The organism is Pseudomonas sp. AC229 (assembly GCF_979254655.1).
In genome coordinates, this window is sequence record NZ_CEEDHK010000017.1 from 131946 (window position 1) to 150618 (window position 18673).

Below are 18673 nucleotides of genomic sequence, written 5' to 3' on the forward strand. Positions count from 1 at the left end.
TATGATCGAGCGCCTGGTGGTGATTGGCCTGGGGTTGATCGGCGGGTCGTTCGCCAAAGGCTTGCGCGAAAGCGGCTTGTGCCGCGAAGTGGTCGGCCTCGACCTTGACCCCGAGTCGCGGCGCATGGCCGTCGAGTTGGGTGTGGTGGATCGCTGCGAAGCTGAATTGGCTGCCGCCTGTCAGGGCGCCAGTGTGATTCAGCTGGCTGTTCCTATTCTGGCGATGGAAAAGCTGCTGCGCGAATTAGCCAAGCTCGACTTGGGCGACGCCGTGTTGACGGATGTCGGCAGTGCCAAAGGCAACGTAGTGCGCGCGGCGCGTTTGGCCTTCGACGGTTTGCCGGCGCGGTTCGTGCCCGGTCACCCGATTGCCGGGTCGGAGCAGAGCGGTGTCGAAGCCTCGAATAGCGAGTTGTTCCGTCGTCATAAAGTCATTTTGACGCCGCTTGAACAGACGGATTCGGCAGCGTTGAGCCTGGTCGACGCGCTGTGGCGTGCGCTGGGCGCCGACGTTGAGCATATGGCGGTGGAGCACCACGATCAGGTGCTGGCCGCCACCAGCCACTTGCCGCATCTGTTGGCATTTGGGTTGGTGGACTCGCTGGCCAAGCGCAGCGAGAACCTGGAGATCTTTCGTTACGCCGCTGGCGGCTTTCGCGACTTTACGCGAATCGCCGGCAGCGACCCGGTGATGTGGCATGACATCTTTCTCGCCAATCGCGAGGCGGTGCTGCGCACGCTGGACACTTTTCGCAGCGACCTCGACGCCCTGCGCGACGCGGTCGATGCCGGGGATGGGCATCAGCTTCTGGGCGTTTTCACTCGCGCTCGAGTGGCCCGTGAGCATTTCAGCAAAATTTTGGCCCGTCGGGCCTATGTGGACGCTATGAATACCAACGATCTGATTTTCCTGGCTAACCCAGGTGGCCGTTTGTCCGGCCGTATTCGTGTACCGGGCGACAAATCCATTTCCCACCGCTCGATCATGCTCGGCTCGCTTGCTGAAGGCGTGACCGAGGTGGAAGGTTTCCTCGAAGGCGAAGACGCCCTGGCGACCCTGCAAGCGTTCCGCGATATGGGCGTGGTGATTGAAGGCCCGCATCACGGCCGCGTGACCATTCACGGCGTTGGTCTGCATGGTTTGAAGGCGCCGCCCGGCCCGATTTATCTCGGTAACTCCGGCACGTCGATGCGTTTGCTGTCGGGCCTGTTGGCCGCGCAACCGTTCGACGTCACCCTGACGGGCGATGCGTCGCTGTCGAAACGTCCGATGAATCGCGTGGCCAAGCCACTGCGTGAAATGGGCGCCTTGATCGACACCGCTGCTGAAGGGCGTCCGCCCATGACCATTCACGGCGGCCGTCGCCTGGGTGGCATGACCTACGAAATGCCGATGGCCAGCGCTCAGGTGAAATCTTGCCTGCTGCTCGCCGGTCTGTACGCTGCGGGTTCCACTACCGTGATTGAGCCTGCGCCGACCCGCGACCACACCGAGCGCATGCTGCGCGGTTTCGGTTACCCGGTGACGGTCGACGGCAACAAGGCCACCGTTGAATCCGGCCACAAACTGACCGCGACGCACATCGAAGTGCCGGCAGATATTTCCTCCGCCGCTTTCTTCCTGGTGGCTGGTTCCATTGCCGAAGATTCCGAGCTGGTGCTGGAACATGTCGGTATTAACCCGACCCGTACCGGCGTTATCGACATCCTGCGTCTGATGGGCGCCGACATTACGCTGGAAAACCAGCGCGAAGTCGGTGGCGAGCCAGTAGCCGATTTGCGCGTTCGCTCGGCCAAACTCAAGGGCATCGACATTCCGGAAGACTTGGTGCCGTTGGCCATCGATGAATTCCCGGTACTGTTCGTCGCTGCCTCTGTGGCTGAAGGGCGCACTGTGCTGCGCGGCGCTGAAGAGCTGCGGGTAAAAGAGTCTGACCGTATTCAGGTGATGGCCGATGGGCTGCTGGCGTTGGGCGCGAAGGTCGAGCCGACGCCGGACGGCATCATTATTGATGGCGGCACCCTGGGCGGCGGCGAAGTGCACAGCCATGGCGACCATCGGATTGCCATGTCATTCAGCGTCGCTTCGCTGCGCGCTACTGCGCCAATCCGCATTCACGATTGCGCCAACGTCGCCACCTCGTTCCCCAACTTCCTCGGCCTGGCCGCGCAAGTGGGCATTCGTGTCGCTGAAGAGGGCAAATCATGAGCATTCAGGCGCCAGTCATCGCAATCGACGGTCCAAGCGGTTCGGGCAAGGGCACCATTGCCAGCTTGGTCGCCAAAAAGCTGGGCTGGAGCTTGTTGGATTCTGGTGCGCTGTATCGCTTGTTGGCATTCGCAGCGCGCAACCATGGCGTCGACCTGACTAATGAAGAAGCGCTGAAACTGCTCGCCGCTCATCTGGATGTGCAATTCGTTGCGGCCGCCAATGGGCAGCCGCAACGCATCATTCTGGAAGGCGAAGAAGTCACTGATGCGATTCGCAACGAGCAGATTGGCGCAGGTGCTTCACAAGTCGCCGCGCTAGGCGCCGTGCGGGATGCGCTGTTGCAGCGGCAACGCGCTTTCCAGGAAATGCCCGGGCTTGTAGCGGATGGTCGCGACATGGGCACCGTGGTGTTCCCTGACGCGCCGCTTAAGATTTTCCTGACCGCCAGCGCGGAAGAGCGTGCTCGACGCCGGTACTTGCAGTTGAAGGCAAAAGGCGACGATGTTAATCTTGCGAGTCTGCTAGACGAGATTCGTCTGCGCGATGAGCGCGATACTCAGCGCACGGTGGCACCGCTCAAACCAGCGGCTGACGCCATTGTGCTGGATTCCACCGAACTCTCGATCGAGCAGGTGCTGGAACGCATTCTGAACGAAGTCGCCAACCGCGACCTCGCTGGATGACAGAGCAGGTCTGTGAGGAACCCAGTCTTTATCCCACGCCCGGCTTTTAAACTAACGAAACCCACATTGTCTGGAGTGTGGATGCTGGGCGGGTTTATCCGTCCTAGATCAATCAGGAATTAACATGAGCGAAAGCTTTGCAGAACTTTTTGAAGAAAGCCTAAAAACCCTCGACATGCAGCCGGGCGCAATCATCACTGGTATCGTTGTTGATATCGATGGTGACTGGGTTACTGTCCACGCCGGTCTGAAGTCTGAAGGCGTCATCCCGCTCGAGCAGTTCTACAACGACGCTGGCGAGCTGACCATCAAGGTCGGTGACGAAGTACACGTTGCACTGGACGCGGTTGAAGATGGCTTTGGTGAAACCAAGCTGTCCCGTGAAAAAGCCAAACGTGCAGAGTGCTGGATCGTTCTGGAAGCGGCTTTCGCAGCTGAAGAAGTGGTTAAGGGCGTTATCAACGGTAAGGTTAAAGGCGGCTTCACTGTCGACGTTAACGGCATCCGTGCGTTCCTGCCAGGTTCTTTGGTTGACGTTCGCCCAGTGCGCGACACCACGCACCTCGAAGGCAAAGAGCTGGAATTCAAAGTCATCAAGCTCGACCAGAAGCGCAACAACGTTGTCGTTTCCCGTCGCAGCGTCCTCGAAGCCGAGAACTCCGCCGAGCGTGAAGCTCTGCTGGAATCCCTGCAAGAAGGCCAGCAAGTCAAAGGTATCGTCAAAAACCTCACCGACTACGGCGCATTCGTCGATTTGGGTGGCGTGGATGGCCTGCTGCACATCACCGACATGGCTTGGAAGCGCATCAAGCATCCATCGGAAATCGTCAACGTTGGCGATGAGATCGATGTAAAAGTGCTGAAGTACGATCGCGAGCGCAACCGTGTATCCCTGGGTCTGAAGCAACTGGGCGAAGACCCATGGGTTGCTATCAAAGCGCGTTACCCAGAAGGCACCCGCGTGACTGCTCGTGTCACCAACCTGACCGACTACGGCTGCTTCGCTGAGCTGGAAGAAGGCGTTGAAGGCCTGGTACACGTTTCCGAAATGGACTGGACCAACAAGAACATCCACCCGTCGAAAGTCGTACAAGTTGGCGACGAAGTGGAAGTTATGGTTCTGGACATCGACGAAGAGCGTCGTCGTATCTCCCTGGGTATCAAGCAGTGCAAAACTAACCCGTGGGAAGATTTCTCGGGTCAGTTCAATAAAGGCGACAAGATCTCCGGCACCATCAAGTCGATCACCGATTTCGGTATCTTCATTGGTCTGGATGGCGGCATCGACGGCTTGGTTCACCTTTCCGACATCTCCTGGAACGAAGTAGGCGAAGAAGCTGTACGCCGCTTCAAGAAAGGCGACGAGTTGGACACCGTGATCCTGTCGGTTGACCCAGAGCGTGAGCGCATCTCCCTGGGCATCAAGCAACTGGAAAGCGATCCGTTCTCCGAATACGTTGCTACCAACGACAAAGGCGCGATCGTTCGCGGCACCGTCAAAGAAGTAGACGCCAAGGGCGCTGTAATCACCCTGGCCGAAGGCATCGAAGCTGTATTGAAAGCCTCCGAAATCAGCCGCGACCGCGTTGAAGACGCCCGCAACGTGCTGAAAGAAGGCGAAGAAGTAGAAGCTAAAATCATCAGCGTTGACCGTAAGAGCCGCGTAATCAGCTTGTCGGTTAAGTCGAAAGACGTTGAAGACGAAAAAGAAGCCATCAAAGAAATGCGCAAGCAGGAAGTTGAAACTGCTGGTCCGACCACCATCGGTGATCTGATCCGCGCACAAATGGAAAACCAGAACTAAGTTCTGAGCTTCCGTTAAGAAAAAAGGCGACTTCGGTCGCCTTTTTTTGTTTTTGAATTCAACAAGCTGCAGCGTTCAGGGGGCTGTTCAAAGCGCTGCGGTCATGCTAAAACCTTTGCAAGCTGATCTAGTCGCTTGAAAACGAAGGGAAAATCATGACCAAGTCCGAACTGATCGAACGCATAGTCACCCATCAAGGCCTCTTGTCTCCAAAAGACGTTGAGTTGGCTATCAAGACCATGCTGGAACAGATGTCCCAAGCGCTGGCGACGGGAGATCGTATCGAGATTCGGGGATTTGGCAGTTTTTCACTTCACTTCCGTGCACCGAGAGTCGGGCGCAATCCCAAGACCGGGCAGTCGGTTCGGTTGGACGGAAAGTTTGTCCCGCATTTCAAGCCGGGGAAAGAGTTGCGCGATAGAGTCAACGAAGACGAGTAGGCCGGCTTAACACTTCAGCGTTCACCCACCTTTCCCCATGCACACTACGCTGAACCGCTTGAACTGGTTTCTGCAAAATTGATTGCCCTGTAAGGCTCGCGAGTTATTTACCGTTTGAGGTAGAATTCGGCCTTCGCAGGATGGTCCAAGCCCTACATTTTTCAGGCTTGTATGAAATGGATTTTTCAGTTAACACGTTGAAAAATCGACGAATTTCACAGGCTTGTGGCCTGCCTTTCTCTCCTGCTTAATTATTTCGTCGCCGTGACCAACTGGCTTCGTCGCGAGCGTTCATAAGCATTGGCAGGTAAGGTTTTCATGAAAGCGGTAATTCTTGCAGGCGGCCTCGGCACGCGCATCTCTGAAGAGTCCCATCTCAAACCTAAGCCAATGATCGAGATCGGTGGAAAACCTATCTTGTGGCACATTATGAAAATTTACTCCTACTACGGAATAAATGACTTCGTGATCTGCTGTGGTTACAAAGGCTATGTAATAAAAGAATACTTCGCCAACTACTTTCTCCATATGTCAGACGTAACGTTTGATATGTCTAACAACACCATGGAAGTTCACCAGCGCTATGTAGAACCATGGCGAGTTACGTTGGTGAATACCGGTGAAGAAACGCTGACCGGCGGGCGACTTAAGCGCGTTCGCGAACACCTGGGCGATGAGCCTTTCTGCTTTACCTATGGTGATGGCGTAGCGGACGTCAACATTCGCGACCTCGTCGATTTCCATCTTGCCCACGGCAAACCTGCCACCGTAACTGCCATTCAGCCGCCAGGTAGATATGGCGCGCTTAACTTGCAGGGCGGCTCGGTGCAAAGCTTTCAAGAGAAGCCGGCCGGCGATGGTGCCTGGATCAACGGTGGCTATTTCGTCTTGAATCCCTCTGTCATCGATTACATCGCCAACGACCAAAGTAGCTGGGAAGCTGAACCGTTAATGCGTTTGGCCACCGAAGGTAATTTGATGGCCTACGAGCACAGTGGCTTCTGGCAGGCGATGGACACGCTACGTGACAAGAACCACTTGGAAGATCTTTGGAGCAACGGCACTCCCCCCTGGAAAGTGTGGGCATGAAACTTTTCGGTGATATCTACCGCGGCCGCAAAGTGCTGTTAACCGGGCACACCGGTTTCAAGGGCAGTTGGCTTGCTGCCTGGCTCACGGAGCTGGGCGCTGAGGTCACCGGGTTCGCTCTGGAGGCGGGCACCCATCCTAGTCACTGGTCGCTGCTGAACAGTTGTGCTCGAGACATTACCGGCGACATTCGCGATGCCAAGGCGGTGCAAGACGTATTTCACCAAGTCCAGCCAGACATCGTTTTTCACCTTGCGGCGCAAGCGTTGGTCCGCCGCTCGTATCGAGACCCGCTGGAAAGCTGGTCCACAAACGTAATGGGCACGGCCAATGTCCTCGAAGCCTGCCGCACGACCGCAAGCGTCACCGCCGTGGTCGTCATCACCACCGACAAGGTCTACGCCAATAACGAATGGCCGTGGGGCTATCGGGAAGTCGATCGTCTCGGCGGCCACGACCCCTATAGCGCGTCCAAAGCCGCCAGTGAGCTCGTCGTCGAAAGTTATCGCAAGTCGTTCTGGTCCAGCGAAGGCGCGCCGTTGATGGCGTCCGCGCGAGCCGGCAACGTGATCGGCGGCGGCGATTGGTCTGAAGATCGGCTCATCCCCGACCTGGTTCGCGCCGTCGCGGCCAATGCGTCGCTGGAAATACGCTCGCCGCAGTCGACGCGCCCTTGGCAGCACGTTTTAGACTGCCTTTCCGGCTACCTGCTCCTCGGTCAGCGTTTGTTACTCGGGGATAAAACCGCCGCCGATGCCTGGAATTTCGGCCCAGCACCCGAAGACAATCGAACCGTTGCCGATGTGTTGAAAAGCCTCCAGATACATTGGTCACAGATGGTCTGGCATACCTCGCAAGCCACGCAACCGCACGAAGCCAATCTGCTTTATCTGGACTGCGCAAAGGCTCATGCCCATCTCTCTTGGCGGCCGGTATGGACTATCAGCGAAAGCCTGGCAATGACAGCTCAATGGTACAAACATCACCACACCACCGGCGTGGCGCTAACGGGCGAGCAACTCAAACGTTACGTTGAAGCGGCGCGCGAAGCCGGTAGCGTGTGGGTCGAAGCATGATTGTCACTCACACCAAAATCGACGGTCTTGTGGTCGCCCAACAACTTCCATTCGAGGATAACCGTGGCGCTTTCGGCCGGCTTTTCTGCGAACGGAGCCTCGCAGAGCAGTTGGGTTCTGAGCACATCGTGCAGATCAACCATTCCCGTACCCGTACAGTCGGGGCGGTAAGAGGTATGCACTTCCAGCATCCGCCCCACGCTGAAATAAAAATGGTCCGCTGCCTGAAAGGGCGGGTTTGGGACGTGGTCTTGGATTTGCGCGCGAACTCGCCGACGTTCCTGCAATGGCACGCCGAAATGCTGACCCCGGAATCTGCGAATATGTTGGTGATTCCCAAAGGCTGCGCGCACGGGTTTCAAGTATTGGAAGCCGAGAGCGAGCTGCTTTACCTGCACACCGCTTTCTACGAGCCCGCGTCCGAAGGCTCCGTTCGTTTTGACGATCCTCTTGTCAACATCACGTGGCCGTTGCCGGTCACCGATTTATCACAGCGCGATACGAATCATCCGCTGCTAACTCCCGATTTTGCCGGACTGTATCTATGAACTGTCGTCACTGTGCCGAGCCGCTCCAACACACCTTCGTTGACCTCGGGTTCGCGCCGCCTTCGAACGCCTACCTTAGTGAGGCAGAACTCAGCGCGCCGGAAACTTACTTCCCGCTCAAACTGAAAGTGTGCAGCCACTGCTGGCTGGTGCAGACGGAAGACTACGCCCAGGCCGATCTGTTTTTTTCCAAGGACTACGCCTACTTTTCTTCGACCTCCAGCAGTTGGCTGGAACACGCAGCGGCTTACGCCAAGGCTACGACCGAGCGTCTCGCACTCGGTAATGAAAGCTTCGTGATCGAAGTCGCATCCAACGATGGATACCTGCTGAAAAACTTCGTGGCCAGCGATATTCCATGCCTGGGAATCGAGCCGACCGCCAGCACCGCAGCCGCTGCGGAAAGTCTCGGGATTCCCGTATTGCGCGAGTTTTTCGGCGAAGCGCTGGGCAAGCGTCTGGCAAACGATGGGCGCCAAGCCGACTTGATCGCCGGCAACAACGTTTATGCGCACGTCCCCGACATCAACGACTTCACTCGTGGTTTAAAAGCCGCCTTGAAACCTGGCGGTACGATCACGCTGGAGTTTCCACACCTGATGCGCCTGATCGAACACACCCAGTTCGACACCGTCTACCACGAGCACTTTTCCTACCTGTCGCTGTACACCGTCTCGCAAATCTTCGCCGCGGCGGGCTTGTGCATCTACGACGTGCAAGAACTTCCAACCCACGGCGGAAGCTTGCGCATATTCGGCGCCCACATAGAACAGGCGCCCGCTACCAGCGCCGCCGTCGCTGCGGTACTGGAAGCCGAAGCAAGTGCCGGCCTGCAAAATCTGGCCGTGTACGAAAGCTTCCAACAACGCGCGGATGAATTGAAAAATAACCTGCTGAATTTCCTTATCGAACAAAAGCGAGCAGGGAAAAAAGTGGCCGCCTATGGGGCCGCTGCCAAAGGAAATACGTTGTTGAACTACGCCGGGGTTAAACCTGACCTACTGTCCTTCGTGTGTGATGCAGCGCCCTCGAAGCAGGGGAAATATTTGCCTGGCAGTCATATTCCCGTATTTGCACCGGAAAGAATGATTACGGAGCGCCCGGATATCGTCGTGATTCTGCCGTGGAATATTGCAACCGAAGTTATGCAGCAGACTGGCTATATCCGTGAGTGGGGCGGTCAGTACGTCACTGCAGTTCCGATGCTGGAGTTAAAATGAGCGAACGCATCTATTACACCAAACCCTCAATTACCGAACTCGAGGTTGAATACGCAACCGACGCAGCCAGGAATGGTTGGGGTGATCGTTGCTACGAATACATCTCACGGTTCGAAGAAGCCTTTAAAGCTCATCTCGGCGTTAAATACGCGATCGCTACCTCCAGTTGCACTGGAGCGTTGCACATGGGCATGGCCGCGCTCGGTATTGGCCCTGGCGACGAAGTGATTATGGCGGACACCAACTGGATCGCCACTGCATCGCCGATTGTGCAGCTTGGAGCGACCCCAGTTTTCGTCGACATATTGCCCGACTCCTGGTGCCTGGACCCGGCCCAAGTGGAAGCGGCCATTACGCCTCGTACCAAAGCGATCGTCGCGGTACATCTTTATGGCAATCTTTGCGATATGGATGCGCTGCTTAGTATCGGGCGTAAGCATAACCTTCCGGTTATTGAGGATGCTGCAGAGGCCCTTGGTTCGCAATACAACGGAAATAAAGCCGGAAGTATGGGCGCGTTTGGCGCGTTCTCTTTTCACGGCACCAAGACAATGACCACCGGGGAAGGCGGCATCTTTGTAACCAACGATCCTGCACTCTACGAGGCGGTGTTGACTCTATCGAACCATGGTCGAGCGAGAAGCCAGAAAAAGCAGTTTTGGCCGGATGTTGTAGGTTTCAAATACAAAATGTCCAACATTCAAGCTGCCATTGGATGCGCTCAAATTGAGCGTATTGAAGAGCTTGTTGATAGAAAGCGTCAGATACTCTCTTTCTATCGAGATTCACTCGCTGATATTACAAGCGCTCAGCTAAATCCTGAGCCGGCAGGTTGTATTAACGGAGCCTGGATGCCAACGGTGGTTTTCACTAAAGAAAGCGGCGTGAAAAGAGAGGCATTGCAGAATGCTTTCGCTCTCGAAAACATTGACGCCCGCGTATTTTTTTATCCGCTATCGCAGATGGGCATCATTGATTCGAACGGTAATAATCCTATCGCCAAGAGCATACCGGAGCGCGCCATAAATCTGCCTAGCTTCCACGATATTACCGTGGCTGAAATGCAGCGAGTGGTTGCGGTTGTCAAGAAATGCGTGGTGGTTAATGAATAACATCGTCTTCGCTGACGGTGCAGTTGGCCTTCGACTGGTGCAGTGGCTTCTCGCTAACTATAAAGACGATATTGCATTAGTGGTGACGGTTTCAGAAAACGATATTTATGCCTGTGCACTGGCGAGCGGAGTTACCTGTGTTTGTTATTCCACGGATGCACAGTTGGTTCTGGATATAGCCGCCACTCAGAAAAAAATCGACTTCGGCTTCCTGATTTGGTGGCCGAAAATTATTCGTGAAGAAATTATCTCCACCGCAGCTAGTGGTTTTATCAATACCCACCCCAGTTTGCTTCCTTACAACAGAGGCAAAAATTACAATTTTTGGGCGCTTGTAGAGGGCGCGCCCTTCGGCGTGACACTGCATTTCGTTGACTCTGGGGTAGATAGCGGAGACATAGTGGCTCAGCGACCTATTCCTTACACATGGGAAGACACCGGCGCCACGCTTTACCATCGTGCTCAGTCCGAAATGGTTGTGCTATTTCAAGTCGCCTACCCGGCATTACGCAGCGGCACGTTTAAACGGATAAAGCAGGACCTGAGCAAAGGCAGCTTCCATAAAGCGTCTGAGCTCGAGCCAGCAAGTGAAGTGGAATTAGATAAAACCTATACGGCGAAAGATCTTATTAATTTGCTCCGGGCAAGAACATTTGAAGGCTTTCCAGCTTGTTATTTTGAAGAGCATGGCGAGCAGTACGAGATTAGAGTTTCAATTTCTAGGAGAATCAAGTGAATCATTACGAGAAATTTAAAGCTGAATGCAACGCTGAGGTCGCCGCTCAGGGTGCGGACCCCGAATTACGTGCAAAGACTCGGGAGTGGTTCAATCTGGCAAACGCCCATAAGTATTCCTACCACTTCGAAGCGCTCGGCCGGCCCATCATCCAATACCCTCAAGATATGGTGGCCATGCAGGAACTGATCTGGCAAATAAAGCCAGACCTCATTATCGAAACGGGCATTGCGCATGGCGGCTCGTTGATTATGAGTGCCTCTGTATTAGCGCTGCTCGATTATAGCGATGCTGTTACGAACGGAACCTTGCTGGACCCTAAAAAGCCCGCTCGCAAAGTACTGGGTATCGATATCGATATTCGTGAGCACAATAAGCAAGCGGTACTGGATCACCCAATGGCTGGCCGAATCTCTATGATCCAAGGCTCGTCCATTGCGCCAGAAATTATTTCGCAAGTTAAAGACTTCGCTAAAGATTTCAAGCGTGTCATGGTCGTCTTGGATTCCAATCATACCCACGAACACGTGCTCGCCGAGCTTGAGGCATACGCGCCGTTGACCAGCAAGGGCAGTTACTGTGTCGTATTTGACACGGTAATCGAAGACTTGCCGGAAGACGCGTTCCCCGATCGCCCTTGGGGTAAAGGCGATAATGCGAAGACTGCTGTATGGGCTTATCTCGACAATCTTTCGAAATCCCCAATAAAGGGTGCCGACGGTAATGACTTTGGTTTGGCGATTGATAAATCGGTCGAGAATAAGCTGCTTATTACCGTTGCTCCAGACGGTTTCTTGTTGCGTGTCTAAGGCGATAACGTGAAGCAGAGCGCAGCTCCAAACATCAGATCAAATATGGCTGCTAACCTTTTAGGTAGTGGCTGGTCTGCTGTTATGGGGCTTGCATTTGTTCCTGTTTACATAAAATTAATGGGTGTTGAGGCCTACGGAATAGTTGGGGTTTATCTTTCTCTGCAGGCAATGTTTGCAATTTTAGACCTGGGTCTTTCTCAGGTGCTTGCAAGGGAGTTGGCTCGACTCTCCGGTGAAGTTGGCGATGGAAAGCGAGCAGTTGATACTGTAAAGACTTTTGAAGTTATATACCTGTGTCTTGCTGTTGTCGTTTTCCTCTGTATCCATATGCTTTCGGGGTACATAGCAAGCGATTGGTTGAAGCCTAAAAGTATCAGCCCCCAAGAAGTTGAATTTGCGCTGTCGGTCATGGCTTTTGCTATCGCGGCTCGATGGCCCATATCGTTGTACATGGGTGGGTTCGGTGGTCTTCAGAAACACGTGCACCTAAACCTGATCGTTGCGTTTTTTGCGACCGTGCAGTCGCTCGGTGTCTTGGTTGTCTTGTGTTTCCTGAGTCCGACCATTAGCGCCTTTCTGGCTTGGCAGGCATTGGCCGCTTTCTTGCAGTTACTGGTGATGCGGCATGTGTTTTGGAAACTATTGCCCGATGTCACGGCAACCTTTTCTCCAACGATACTCAAAGATGTCTGGAGGTTTGCTGCAGGAATGACGGGCGTTGCGCTGTTAGGTACGTTGTTAAGTCAAATGGACAAAATCCTTCTCAGCCGGATTCTTACGCTTGAAGACTTTGGCTATTACGTATTTGCGTCTACCGTGGCTGCCGTCCTATTTCGACTTATTGGGCCTATCTTCTCTACATATCTGCCTCGGATTACCCAGCTTGTGGCTTCGGGCGACCAAGCTCGTCTAGGTGCTACTTATCATCAGGCGAGTCAGATTATGGCGTTAACGGTGATTCCGATAGCCGCCATATTGGCAGCGTATTCGTCGGAGGTCGTCCTGTTGTGGTCGGGCAATAGTTCGCTCGCAAGCGGCACAGGTACTCTTATTACGCTACTGGTGGTGGGGAATTTTCTAAATGGGATGGTGAATATTCCATATGCGCTGCAGTTGGCTAATGGTTGGACCAGTCTAGCCTTGGTGCAGAATATTGTGGCGGTGGTGTTTCTGGGGCCTGCTATTTACATTTGCGTCGCTAAGTGGGGCGCTGTTGGCGCCGCAGCAGTATGGGTCGGTTTAAATCTGATTTATGTTTTGGTTTCCGTGCAAATAATGCACGTTAGGTTGTTGTCGGAAGAGAAGTGGCGTTGGTATTTGGAATCTTTAATAGCGCCTTCAATCGCTGCCGTCTTCGTGGTTATTTTATTTCGCGCATTGGCGCCGAGTTCAGGTTCGCGCGTAATTGAGTTCTTTGTGTTGGCTGTTGCAGGATTAAGCTGTATTTTTTGCGTCGCTTTGGTCTTGCCCGTAAGTCGCGCGTTGATGTTCCAAAGAATTTTGAGGTTCGGTAGATGATTACAACGGTTATTCCGACATTTGAACGCTCTGCGATGCTGCGAAGGGCGATCGAAAGTGCTTTGGCTCAGGATGTAGACGGGCACGAGGTGCATGTCTGTGATAACGCATCGACTGATGATACGGCGGCAGTCGTCGCAGAGTATGTCGCCCGCGATCCCCGGGTAAAATATTTTGTTAATTCCGAGAATATCGGTGGTGCCAGAAATATTATGAGTGCGCTGGCGCGAGTTAACACCCAATATTACTCTCTGTTAAGCGACGATGATTTTCTTCTTCCTAATTTTTATGCCCAAGCTCTTCAATCTTTTGCAGAAAATCCTGATGCCGGTTTTGTGTGCACAAAGACTCTAACGGTCGACACTATTCACGAGCGAGTGGAATTTAGAAATCGAGATTGGCAGGCCGGTGTCTACCAACCGGGGCCTGAGATCAGCCGCAAAATGGCCGTGTCTCATTTCGTCACGACCTCTGTCGTTTTTAGTTCGCGCGTTAGGATGCAGCTTGGGCCATTTGACCCGTCGGGAAGTGATTCCCTATATATGACTATGGCGGCGCTGGTGTTCCCTTTCGTTGTCGTGAACTCTTATGGCGCGGCGGTATTACTTCATGAGAGCGCTTACTCGATTATGGGTGAAGGTATCTCGCAGGAAAAGATTCCCACGCTGTACGCCCATTTGGTGAAGACCATTAGCACGGTTACGGCTGCCGAGTTGCCTGAAAAAACAAAAGCGTTACTTTTTATGCAAGTTATGCACGCTTATCACCAGATGTTCGATACCAAGAGATTAAAAGGCGCTCTTTACGGGCTGGACGAGCCACATCAGGCGGAATTGTTCATGCTGCCATCGTTTATTAATAACAGAGGGATGGTGGTTAAGTTATTTAATGCTTCGCCTTCGGTGATAAAGCCTTTGGTGAAATTTCTATATCAGATTTTAAATAAGCTAAACAGGACTAAGGCCGCCTCCAAGATGGCAGAAGGTTGGACGCCGATTGGTCCTGAGACTATGGAAATGCTTTCGCGTTATGAGCCCGATGTTAAGCGCTTAAATTTTGTTGAGCCTGTTTCCAAGCCTGTCAAAAGTCTCTAGTGATAAACAATATGACCGATAAAGTCGTCTCCATCGTCATCCCTGCCTACAACCACGCCGGTTACCTTGCCGAGGCCATTGACAGCGTCTTGGCCCAGGATTACCCGAACATCGAGCTGATCGTGCTGGACGATGGCTCGACCGACGAAACGGCTGACGTGCTCAAGCGGTATGGCGATGCGTTTCGGTGGGAAACCCATACCAACATGGGGCAGGCCAATACCCTGAATAAGGGGTGGAACATGGCGCGGGGAGAGGTGCTGTCGTATTTGAGCGCTGATGACGCGCTGTTTCCTGATGCGGTGAGCCGGTCGCTGGCGTTTTTGCAGGACGACGTCGTGCTGACGTATTGCGATTTCAATTTGTTCGACCCAGCCTCGAAGGTCATTCGCAAGGTGTCGGCGCCCGATTTCAATTACGCCGAAATGTTCGGCCAGTTGGTGTGCCATCCAGGGCCCGGTGTGTTTTTTACCAAAGCGGCATTTCTGGCTGCGGGAGGCTGGAACAGCAGCTTTCGTCAGATGCCGGATTATGACTATTGGCTGCGCCTCGGGCGTCATGGCCGGTTTGTTCGGGTGCCGGAGCTGTTGGCGTCGTTTCGGGTGCACGAGGCGTCGCAAACCTTTGCGGTGGCGGATGAGGTCAAAGCGTCTGAGCCGGTGCGCATCATCACGGGTTTCATCGAGGCACAGCCGTTGCCCGCAGCGCTTCAGGGGCTGGAAGGCGAGGCGCTAAGCAGTGCCTGGATTGCTTCAGCGCAGTTGCATATTCGCGCGGGTCGCTTTGGCTTGGGCTACTCGGCTCTTCGCAACGCGTTTCGGTTGAATCCGCGTAATTTCGTCGCGCCACGCACGTTGAAGGTGCTGTTTCACAGCTTTTTCAATCGCACGTTGCACCGCATTGTGCGGCTCGTGAATCGCATCCGTGGCTGAGGTCGAAATGGTTCAGGCATCGGTTCATTCCGAACGCGCACAAACGTTGGCGGGGCAAACCGTTTGTCTCACCGGGGCGACCGGCTTCATCGGCTCTCACCTTGTGCCGTTGCTGCTCGGTGCAGGGGCGCGGGTGAAGGTTTTGACCCGCTCGGCGCAAACCTCGATTGCGGGCGTTGAATCCGTCGTCGGCGACCTGTTTGATCAATCCAGCCTTGTAGCCTTTCTCCGGGAAGCAGATGTGCTGATCAATTTGGCTCAGCCCGCCGATGCTGTGTCCGACGAACAGTTTTCCAGTGCTATCAGGCACCTTGCCCATGCCGCGCGCGAAGCTCGGGTTCGCCGGGTGCTGCATATCAGCACGGCGATGGTGATTGGTGTGCCGGCGGCTCGGCGTGTAAATGAGGACACGCCCGGCGAGGCGAAAACGGTGTACGAGCGGCAAAAGCTGTCGGCAGAGATAACCCTTCGCGCGGAGCTGGGCGCGCAGGTTGATCTCGGCATTTTGCGTCCGACGGCAGTGTTTGGCGCGGGCGGGCAAAACCTACTCAAGCTGGCCGAAGGCATCGCTACCGGTTCGGTACTCAAGCGCCACGTGTTGCGGTTTCTGCATGGCCGACGCGCCTTGCATTTGGTCAGCGTGCATGAGGTGGTGGCGGCGATCATGTTTCTCGCCTCCCTCGACCGCCCTCTGGCCGGGCAGGTGTTTCTGGTCGCTGCCGACGACCAACCCGCCAACAACTATCAGGCCGTGGATGGGCTGCTCGCGGCGGCGATGGGTAAGCCTGTACTCGGCTCATCGGTCAGGCTGCCCGGTGCGCTGCTGAAGTTTTTACTCCGCCTTGTGGGCCGTTCGCAGGCTGATCCTAATTTGATTTACGACGGTGCAAAGTTACGCAGCTGGGGGTTCGAGCCGCCGGTTGAATTTACGTCTGCGCTCCGGGAGTTTGCTGAGGCTTATATGAAGAACCGCGCCCGATGAAGGTGTTGCACGTGGCTGATGGCATTGATCCTTCTTCGGGAGGTGGCACTGCCGAGCGAACCTTTCAGCTCGCCAAGGCGCTTCAACGAGCAGGTGTCAGCTGCACGGTACTTTGCACTTCCGAAGGATTGGGCGCTAAACGCCATGCCGAGCTTGAGGGCATTCGCTTGGTGGCCGTACGCTCACTCCTGCGTCGCTTTTTATTGCCCGCTATCTCCGGCAGACGCATCGCCGCGCTAGTGGCGGAGGCTGATGTCATTCATTTCACTGGTCATTGGAGCGTGCTTGGCGCTCGGGTTTGTCTGGCGGCGTTGCGGTTGAATAAGCCCTATGTGTATTGCCCGGCAGGCGCTTTACGCATCTTTGGCCGGTCGGTTTGGATCAAGCGGATTTATAACCGGGTCGTGGGCCGCCGCATCGTGAAAGGGGCGTCGCGGTGTTTTGCCGTTACGGAGTTGGAGCGCGAGCAGTTTCACGAATACGGGGTGTCTGACGAGCGCATCGTGGTTCTGCCCAATGGCGTCGATCCTGACAGCACCGCGGTGCCGGATGTCGTTTCTTTCAGGGCGCGATATGAATTGGATGGTAAGCAGGTCGTGCTGTTTTTAGGACGGCTGAGTCCCATAAAAGGGCCTGATCTGTTGCTTGACGCGTTCGCGGCGATTGCCGAACGTCATGCTGATGCGGTGTTGGTTTTTGCCGGGCCGGACGATTCGCTGGGTCTGCAACTCAGGGCGCAGGCGCGTGACGTCGGGCTGTCCGAACGGGTGCGCTTTGTCGGGTTTCTAGCCGGACAGGCGAAGCAGGATGCCCTGGCTGCAGCCGACTTGTTGGCCGTGCCCTCGCGCCGTGAAGCCATGTCGTTGGTGGCGTTGGAAGCGGGCCTGCAAGGCACGCCGGTCATGCTTACCGACCAATGTGGTTTTGACGAGGTGCAAGGCGCTGGCGGCGGTTTGGTAGTGGCTGCCCAGGTCGATGCGTTAGCAGCGGGGCTCGATCAGCTGCTTGGCGAGCCACAAGCATTGCCCGTTTACGGCGAGAAATTGCGACAGCTGGTGTTGGCTCAGTACACCTGGGATGTGCTGCTCGGCCGGGCCGGCCAGGTTTACGAACAACTCTCGGGCGTACCGTTTCAGCCGGCTTCGGCTCCAGTGAATAAGCAAAAGTGAGCCTGGCTTGAAAATACTTATTTTGAGCCAGTACTTCTGGCCGGAAAGTTTCATCATCAACGATATCGTGCGCACGCTCGACGAGCAGGGGCACCAAGTGACCGTGGCCACGGGCAAGCCAAACTACCCGGACGGAAATGTGTTCGAGGGCTACCGGGCGTGGGGACTGCAACGCGAACGCTACCTCGACCGAGTCGATGTAGTGCGTGTGCCTCTCTGGCCGCGCGGGCAGGGCGGGGCGAAGAATCTGATTCTTAACTACCTGTCTTTTGTCGTCACCGGCTTATTTTGCCTGCCGTGGATGCTGCGCAAGCTCGAGTTTGACGCCATCGTGGTGTTCGCTCCGTCTCCGGTCACCCAAACGATTCCGGCTATTGCATTGAAGTGGATTAAAAAAGCCAAGCTGGCGTTATGGGTGCAAGACCTTTGGCCGGAAAGTCTCGCGGCGACTGGCTTCGTTAAAAACCCGCACGCACTCAAGGCCGTTGGTTGGGTGGTGAAGCGTATTTATCACCATTGCGACTTGCTGCTCGTGCAATCCCGGTCGTTTATCGACTCGGTTGCCCACTACGCCGCTCGGGAAAAAATTCACTACTACCCCAATTCTATCGATGGCCAGTCGTCGACGGCCGAGATCGCGCTGGCTCCTGAGCTGACGGAACTGCTCGATTCGCATTTTTGCGTCGTCTTCGCCGGCAATCTCGGTACTGCGCAGGCGCTGGATACCTTAGTGCAGGCCGCCGTGCAGTTGCAGGACGATCCGCAAATTCGCTTGGTTCTGGTTGGCAGTGGCAGTCGCTTGGGTTGGTTACAGGCGCAAAAGCAGCTGCTCAATCTCGATAACTTGGCACTGCCGGGACGTTTTCCGATGGAGGCTATGCCGGCGATATTCGCGCGGTCGTCAGCGTTATTGGTCTCGCTCACCAACGAAGAAATTTTTTCCAAGACTATTCCCAGTAAAGTTCAGTCCTATCTGGCCTCGGGGCGGCCGATTATTGCGTCGCTTAATGGCGAAGGCGCCCAGGTGGTGGAAGAAGCGAGCGCCGGATTCACCTCGGCAGCGGAACAGGTATTGCCTTTGGTCGCCAATATTCGGCGAATGAAAGCGCTCACGAAGGGCGAGCAAGACGCGATGGGACAATCAGGGAGAGAGTATTTTGAAGCAAATTTCAAAATGGATATGCAGGTGTCCCGCTTGGTTAACCTCCTTGGGGCGTAAGTTCTCGCTCCGCCGTTTTCTCGGGTC

General features: G+C 55.0%; 17 protein-coding genes. All 17 read left to right on the forward strand.

What is annotated here, in order from left to right; genetic code table 11:
- Position 1: 1 nt before the first annotated feature.
- The 17 genes from AC0IW7_RS22010 (at position 2) to AC0IW7_RS22090 (ending at position 18646) form a co-directional block, all read left to right on the forward strand.
- Positions 2-2209 carry a bifunctional prephenate dehydrogenase/3-phosphoshikimate 1-carboxyvinyltransferase gene (locus AC0IW7_RS22010; protein ID WP_471820877.1) on the forward strand — a complete coding sequence of 736 codons (2208 nt, stop codon included), beginning with the start codon at positions 2-4 and terminating at the stop codon, positions 2207-2209.
- Positions 2206-2895, forward strand: coding sequence for a (d)CMP kinase (gene cmk / locus AC0IW7_RS22015; RefSeq protein ID WP_122497896.1), 690 nt, complete (start codon positions 2206-2208; stop codon positions 2893-2895). Before AC0IW7_RS22010 ends, cmk begins: the two co-directional genes overlap by 4 nt.
- Positions 2896-3019: 124 nt before the next feature.
- Entirely contained in the window at positions 3020-4699 is a 1680-nt protein-coding gene (gene rpsA, locus AC0IW7_RS22020; RefSeq protein ID WP_122453300.1) for a 30S ribosomal protein S1, read from the forward strand.
- Positions 4700-4854: 155 nt separating this feature from the next.
- Positions 4855-5139 (forward strand): integration host factor subunit beta, encoded by a 285-nt coding sequence (ihfB, locus tag AC0IW7_RS22025; protein WP_108098123.1) that lies wholly within the window; start codon positions 4855-4857, stop codon positions 5137-5139.
- A 318-nt stretch (positions 5140-5457) separates the two neighbouring features.
- Positions 5458-6228, forward strand: coding sequence for a glucose-1-phosphate cytidylyltransferase (gene rfbF, locus AC0IW7_RS22030; protein ID WP_471820837.1), 771 nt, complete (start codon positions 5458-5460; stop codon positions 6226-6228).
- On the forward strand, positions 6225-7304 hold the full coding sequence (gene rfbG, locus AC0IW7_RS22035) for a CDP-glucose 4,6-dehydratase (protein ID WP_471820839.1): 1080 nt from the start codon (positions 6225-6227) through the stop codon (positions 7302-7304). Before rfbF ends, rfbG begins: the two co-directional genes overlap by 4 nt.
- On the forward strand, positions 7301-7852 hold the full coding sequence (locus tag AC0IW7_RS22040) for a dTDP-4-dehydrorhamnose 3,5-epimerase family protein (protein WP_471820840.1): 552 nt from the start codon (positions 7301-7303) through the stop codon (positions 7850-7852). The genes rfbG and AC0IW7_RS22040 overlap by 4 nt, the downstream gene beginning before the upstream one ends.
- The gene (locus AC0IW7_RS22045) at positions 7849-9072 is read left to right on the forward strand and encodes a class I SAM-dependent methyltransferase (protein ID WP_471820842.1); all 1224 of its coding nucleotides are present in this window, start codon (positions 7849-7851) and stop codon (positions 9070-9072) included. Before AC0IW7_RS22040 ends, AC0IW7_RS22045 begins: the two co-directional genes overlap by 4 nt.
- The gene (locus AC0IW7_RS22050) at positions 9069-10184 is read left to right on the forward strand and encodes a DegT/DnrJ/EryC1/StrS family aminotransferase (RefSeq protein ID WP_471820844.1); all 1116 of its coding nucleotides are present in this window, start codon (positions 9069-9071) and stop codon (positions 10182-10184) included. The genes AC0IW7_RS22045 and AC0IW7_RS22050 overlap by 4 nt, the downstream gene beginning before the upstream one ends.
- A complete protein-coding gene (locus AC0IW7_RS22055; RefSeq protein WP_471820846.1) occupies positions 10177-10920 on the forward strand; it encodes a formyltransferase family protein in 744 nt (247 codons plus the stop codon). Before AC0IW7_RS22050 ends, AC0IW7_RS22055 begins: the two co-directional genes overlap by 8 nt.
- Complete coding sequence (locus AC0IW7_RS22060) at positions 10917-11729, forward strand: cephalosporin hydroxylase family protein (RefSeq protein WP_471820848.1); 813 nt, start codon at positions 10917-10919, stop codon at positions 11727-11729. The genes AC0IW7_RS22055 and AC0IW7_RS22060 overlap by 4 nt, the downstream gene beginning before the upstream one ends.
- Before the next feature lie 9 nt (positions 11730-11738).
- Positions 11739-13250 (forward strand): oligosaccharide flippase family protein, encoded by a 1512-nt coding sequence (locus AC0IW7_RS22065; RefSeq protein ID WP_471820849.1) that lies wholly within the window; start codon positions 11739-11741, stop codon positions 13248-13250.
- The gene (locus tag AC0IW7_RS22070; RefSeq protein ID WP_471820851.1) at positions 13247-14344 is read left to right on the forward strand and encodes a glycosyltransferase family 2 protein; all 1098 of its coding nucleotides are present in this window, start codon (positions 13247-13249) and stop codon (positions 14342-14344) included. The genes AC0IW7_RS22065 and AC0IW7_RS22070 overlap by 4 nt, the downstream gene beginning before the upstream one ends.
- An 11-nt stretch (positions 14345-14355) precedes the next feature.
- The gene (locus AC0IW7_RS22075; protein WP_471820853.1) at positions 14356-15276 is read left to right on the forward strand and encodes a glycosyltransferase; all 921 of its coding nucleotides are present in this window, start codon (positions 14356-14358) and stop codon (positions 15274-15276) included.
- Positions 15269-16258: an NAD-dependent epimerase/dehydratase family protein gene (locus AC0IW7_RS22080; protein WP_471820854.1), complete on the forward strand. Its 990-nt coding sequence runs from the start codon at positions 15269-15271 to the stop codon at positions 16256-16258. The genes AC0IW7_RS22075 and AC0IW7_RS22080 overlap by 8 nt, the downstream gene beginning before the upstream one ends.
- Positions 16255-17427 (forward strand): glycosyltransferase, encoded by a 1173-nt coding sequence (locus tag AC0IW7_RS22085; RefSeq protein WP_471820855.1) that lies wholly within the window; start codon positions 16255-16257, stop codon positions 17425-17427. The genes AC0IW7_RS22080 and AC0IW7_RS22085 overlap by 4 nt, the downstream gene beginning before the upstream one ends.
- Before the next feature lie 7 nt (positions 17428-17434).
- Positions 17435-18646 carry a glycosyltransferase family 4 protein gene (locus tag AC0IW7_RS22090; RefSeq protein ID WP_471820857.1) on the forward strand — a complete coding sequence of 404 codons (1212 nt, stop codon included), beginning with the start codon at positions 17435-17437 and terminating at the stop codon, positions 18644-18646.
- Positions 18647-18673: the final 27 nt, after the last annotated feature.

Coding starts and splice junctions, on each gene's coding strand:
- AC0IW7_RS22010 (WP_471820877.1), top strand. CDS start 2: ATGATCGAGCGCCTGGTGGTGATTGGCCTGGGGTTGATCGGCGGGTCG.
- cmk (WP_122497896.1), top strand. CDS start 2,206: ATGAGCATTCAGGCGCCAGTCATCGCAATCGACGGTCCAAGCGGTTCG.
- rpsA (WP_122453300.1), top strand. CDS start 3,020: ATGAGCGAAAGCTTTGCAGAACTTTTTGAAGAAAGCCTAAAAACCCTC.
- ihfB (WP_108098123.1), top strand. CDS start 4,855: ATGACCAAGTCCGAACTGATCGAACGCATAGTCACCCATCAAGGCCTC.
- rfbF (WP_471820837.1), top strand. CDS start 5,458: ATGAAAGCGGTAATTCTTGCAGGCGGCCTCGGCACGCGCATCTCTGAA.
- rfbG (WP_471820839.1), top strand. CDS start 6,225: ATGAAACTTTTCGGTGATATCTACCGCGGCCGCAAAGTGCTGTTAACC.
- AC0IW7_RS22040 (WP_471820840.1), top strand. CDS start 7,301: ATGATTGTCACTCACACCAAAATCGACGGTCTTGTGGTCGCCCAACAA.
- AC0IW7_RS22045 (WP_471820842.1), top strand. CDS start 7,849: ATGAACTGTCGTCACTGTGCCGAGCCGCTCCAACACACCTTCGTTGAC.
- AC0IW7_RS22050 (WP_471820844.1), top strand. CDS start 9,069: ATGAGCGAACGCATCTATTACACCAAACCCTCAATTACCGAACTCGAG.
- AC0IW7_RS22055 (WP_471820846.1), top strand. CDS start 10,177: ATGAATAACATCGTCTTCGCTGACGGTGCAGTTGGCCTTCGACTGGTG.
- AC0IW7_RS22070 (WP_471820851.1), top strand. CDS start 13,247: ATGATTACAACGGTTATTCCGACATTTGAACGCTCTGCGATGCTGCGA.
- AC0IW7_RS22075 (WP_471820853.1), top strand. CDS start 14,356: ATGACCGATAAAGTCGTCTCCATCGTCATCCCTGCCTACAACCACGCC.
- AC0IW7_RS22085 (WP_471820855.1), top strand. CDS start 16,255: ATGAAGGTGTTGCACGTGGCTGATGGCATTGATCCTTCTTCGGGAGGT.